Genomic DNA, 4,419 nt, shown 5'->3' on the forward strand with positions numbered 1-4,419 from the left:
TCGCAGCCCAAGCCGGTGCCGGTCGACGAGCAGGACAAGGAAGGCCCGCGCAGCCAGTCTAGCTTCGGCCGTTCCGAGGCCGATCTGCGCGGCGCGCTGAACAACGATTCGATCAGCGAAGAGGAAAAGAAGCAGATGGAGGACGAGGCCGCCGAGGTCGAAGCCACCGCCAAGCTGCGCGACGAGGATTATCAGCTGGCCTATGCCGTGGATATTCTCAAGGGTCTGGCCGCCGTCGATTTCGAGGCCGACCGGGTGCCCCCGGAAGCCAAGCCCGCAGTCACCGGCGAGGGATCGGGCACCGGAAAGGAAGGCGCGGCCAAGGACAATGGTTGATGGCGCCTATCCATCGGGGCCGGGGGGCTTGCCCTACCGGCCCTGCGCGGGCGTCGTGCTGATCAACGCGGCCGGGATGGTCTTTGCCGGTCAGCGGCTGGACCATCCGACCGATCAGCCGCCCGCTTGGCAGATGCCGCAGGGCGGGATCGACCCGGGCGAAACCGCGCGCGAGGCGGCGCTGCGTGAACTGGCCGAGGAAACCGGCATTCCCGCCAGCAAGGTCGAGATCCTCGACGAGACGCCGGATTGGGTTTTCTATGACCTGCCGCCGGAATTGCTGGGCAAGGTCTGGAAGGGCCGCTATGGCGGGCAGCGCCAGAAATGGGTTTTGATGCGCTTTCTGGGTCAGGACAGCGACATCTGCATCGAGACGGAGCACCCCGAATTCGACCGCTGGGACTGGATGCGCGCCGACGATCTTCTGGCCCGGATCGTGCCGTTCAAACGAAATGTCTACGCGACGGTTCTGCGCATTTTTTGCGACCGGCTCGCCTGAACCTGTCGTTCTGGCCGCAGGCTGCCCGCGCCGCGCGGCCCTTGGCGGGCGGGCGGCGCGGGCAGCCGATCGGATCGGCCGCCCGGCCTAACGGCCGCGCAACTGATCCAGCAGGATCGAGGTCGGGTAGCCGTCCGGCGTCACGCCCCTGGCGCGCTGATAGGCGGCCACCGCCGTCATCGTGCCCGAACCGAACAGCCCGTCGATCTCGCCGTCATAATAGCCCTGGGCGCGCAGGCGCTGCTGGATTTCCTTCCGCTCGGCCGTGGACAAGGGCCGGTCGTTGCGTGGCCAGCCGCCCTGGATGCCCGACCGCCCGGCGATCCGTTCGCCCAGGAAGGACACGCCAAGCGCATAATTGTCGGAATTGTTGTAGCGCAGGATCGACCGGAAATTGTCGAGGATCAGGAAGGCCGGTCCGCGCGCGCCCGCCGGCATGATGATCGAGCCGTTGCCCGATGGCAGGCTGCCGCCGCCGAAGCGGGTCACGCCCTGCGCGGCCCATGTGCCGCTGGATTTGCGGGTGCTCTTGCCGATCTGGCCCATGTTGAAATTCGCGGGCAGCCTGACCTCGGCCCCCCATGCCTCGCCCCGGCGCCAGCCGCTCCGAGCCAGATAGGCCGCGGTCGAGGCCAGCGCGTCGGTCGGATCGTCGGACCAGATGTCGCGGCGGCCGTCACCGGTGAAATCGACGGCATATTCAAGATAGGATGTCGGCATGAACTGGGTATGGCCCATCGCGCCGGCCCAGCTGCCCAGCATGTTTTCGGGATCGACATCGCCCGCCTGCAGGATCTTCAGCGAGGCGATCAGCTGTTTCTGGAACATCTCGCCCCGGCGGCCGTCATAGGCCAGCGTCGCGAGCGAGGGGATGATCTGCATCTTGCCGCGATTGGCGCCGAAATTCGATTCCATCCCCCAGACGGCCAACACGATTTCGCGCGGCACGCCATAGCGCGCCTCGATCGCCGACAGGGTGCTGTTGAACCGCGCCGCCTTCTCGCGCCCGGTATCGATGCGGGAATCAGAGACGGCACTGTCCAGATACAGCCAGACGGGGCGCGAGAATTCGGCCTGTTTGCGGTCCAGCCGGATCACGTCCGGGTTGTAGCGCGCGATCCTCATGGCGCGGTCATAAGTCGCCGCCGAAACGCCCGAAGACAGCGCGCGCGAGCGGAAGGACTGAACGAAATTCTTCAACCCGGCCTCGTCCCCGGCCGACGCGGCGGGGATCGGCGCCGGCTCGGGCGCGGCATAGGAACCGCCGCCGCCGGGCGCGCGGTTCATCGGTCCTGCGCAGGAGGCCAGCGCCCCGACCAGGGCGGTGGACATCAGGATTCGGAACATGGTCATGAGGATCGCCTGTTTGTTACTGCTTCGTGCTTGTTTGTGAGCAGTCTAGCGAATGCGATTCGGCTTGGATAGGGTCGGGAGGCGACCCGGCATCCGTTTGCCGGCGTCAGGCAGGCAGTCTGACGCGGATGTTATCGGCGCACCGGAAAGACGGGATCGGCGCCGGATGGCCCACGGCGGCGACGCAGGTCGGGTCGATGATCTGGCAGCGATGCAGGACAACGAAATCGCGGTCATGACCGCCGTCTGGCGCCCGAAACCGGCTGACGCCGGGGCGGTGATCCCAGACGCAGGCCCGGCATGTCATTTCGGAAAAGGTTTCCAGAAGCGTGCCGGCGGTCAGACGGGCCTGTCATATTCGCGGGCGCGGATGATGACATGGGCGGCCTTGTCGGGGCTGATCTGAAGCATGGGTTCCTCCGGCCCGCCCTTATTGTCGCGGGCCGGGCAGGGTCACTCCTTGCGTCCGAAAAGACGTTCGATATCGGCAAGGCGCAGCTTGACCCAGGTCGGCCGGCCGTGATTGCATTGTCCCGATCTGGGGACGCGCTCCATCTCGCGCAGCAGGGCGTTCATCTCGTCCGCGCCCATGCGTCGGCCCGCGCGGACCGAGCCATGGCAGGCCATGGACGACAGAACCGCGTCGATCCGCCCGCGCAGACGGTCGGATGCACCCTGATCGGCCAGATCGTCAAGGATGTCGCGGATCAGCGCCGGAACGTTCAGGCGGGTCAGCATCGCCGGCGATTCGCGCACCGCGATGGCGCTGCCGCCGAACGGCTCGATCACCAGCCCCAGGCAGGCAAGGTCGTCGGCAACGCCCAGAATCCGGTTGCAATCGGCCTCGGACAATTCGACGATTTCGGGGATCAGCAACGCCTGCGAGGCGATGCCGCTTGCGCCGGCCTGCGCCTTCAGTCGTTCATAGACCAGCCGTTCGTGGGCCGCGTGCTGATCGACGATGACAAGGCCGTCAGCGGTCTGCGCAAGGATCCAGTTCTCGTGAATCTGTGCCCGTGCGGCGCCCAGCGGGGCATCCTGCGGCCCGTCGTCCGGCACTCCTTCGAAGCGCGCCGACGGTGCTTCGGCAAAGCCCGGATCGGCGATCGGGGCCTGCATGTCCAGCGCCCCGCGCATGGCGCCTGCCGAGGGGCGGCGGTCGTGCATCTGATAGCGGCGCGCCTGTGCCGCCGCCGGCTCTGGCCGGAAGGCCGCCAGCGTCGCATCACCAAGGGTCGATGAGGCGCGATGGCCTGCGCTGGCCAACCCGTGCCGCAATGCGCTGACGATCAGGCCGCGCGCGGCCTGCGGGTCACGGAACCGGACCTCGGCCTTGGCAGGATGGACGTTCACGTCCACGAGATGCGGATCGCAGGTCAGATACAGCACCGCCGCCGGGTGGCGCCCCGCAGCCAGCACATCCATGTAGCCCGCCCGCAGCGCGCCGGTCAGCAGCTTGTCGCGGACCGGGCGGCCGTTCACATAAAGATGCTGCGCCACCGCCGCGCCGCGCGAATAGGTCGGCAAGGCGGCAAAGCCGGTCAGGGTCAGGTCGTCGCGAATGGCGTCGATGGTGACCGTATTGTCGATGAAATCGCGGCCCATCACCCGCGTCAGGCGCAGTTTCAGGGCGTCGAAAAGCTCGCCCTGTTCGGCATCGGCGCGGAAGATCTCGCGCCCTTCCGCCGATAGCGAAAACCCGATCCAGGGTTCGGCCATGGCAAGGCGGCGGATCGTGTCGGCCACGGCCTGCGTCTCGGCGCGGTCGCTGCGCATGAATTTCAGCCTGGCGGGGGTGGCAAAGAACAGATCGCGCAACTCCACGACGCAGCCCCGATTGGCTGCCGCGGGACGGACCGGGCCGGCGGCCCCGCCCGCGACGGCGATCGCCACGCCCTCACAGCCTTGCGCGCGTGAGGTGATCGTCAGCCGCCCGACGGCGCCCAGCGACGGCAGCGCCTCGCCGCGAAAGCCGAAGCTGCGAATCGCCAGCAGGTCACTGCCATCGATCTTGCTGGTGGCGTGGCGCGACAGGGCCAACGGCAGGTCGTCGGCGGTCATCCCGCAGCCGTCATCGGTGACGCGGATCAGCCGCTTGCCTCCGTTCTCGATGGCGATGTCGATGCGCGTCGCGCCGGCATCCAGCGCGTTTTCCACCAGTTCCTTCACCGCCGAAGCCGGACGCTCGACCACTTCGCCTGCTGCGATGCGGTTGGACGTGGCCTCATCCA

Annotated in this window: 3 protein-coding genes and 1 pseudogene; 2 read left to right on the forward strand and 2 right to left on the reverse strand. The window is 67.5% G+C overall.

Annotated features, from left to right (window positions below; genetic code table 11):
• Window positions 1-336: pseudogene (locus B4A72_RS05495) on the forward strand (peptidase S41); the annotation flags it as partial.
• Entirely contained in the window at window positions 329-835 is a 507-nt protein-coding gene (locus B4A72_RS05500) for an RNA pyrophosphohydrolase (protein WP_292954669.1), read from the forward strand. The pseudogene B4A72_RS05495 and the gene B4A72_RS05500, both read left to right, overlap by 8 nt.
• Window positions 836-922: 87 nt before the next feature.
• Here the strand turns inward: B4A72_RS05500 and B4A72_RS05505 are convergent, their stop codons facing one another.
• Both B4A72_RS05505 and mutL read right to left on the reverse strand, forming a co-directional pair.
• Window positions 923-2,188, reverse strand: a complete 1,266-nt coding sequence (locus tag B4A72_RS05505; RefSeq protein ID WP_292954666.1) for a lytic murein transglycosylase — start codon at window positions 2,186-2,188, stop codon at window positions 923-925.
• A 453-nt stretch (window positions 2,189-2,641) separates the two neighbouring features.
• A partial coding sequence (gene mutL, locus B4A72_RS05510; RefSeq protein WP_292978202.1) for a DNA mismatch repair endonuclease MutL occupies window positions 2,642-4,419 on the reverse strand: 1,778 nt, incomplete at its 5' end.

Source organism: Paracoccus sp. UBA5162 (assembly GCF_002413585.1).
In the GTDB taxonomy this organism is placed as follows: Bacteria; Pseudomonadota; Alphaproteobacteria; order Rhodobacterales; family Rhodobacteraceae; genus Paracoccus.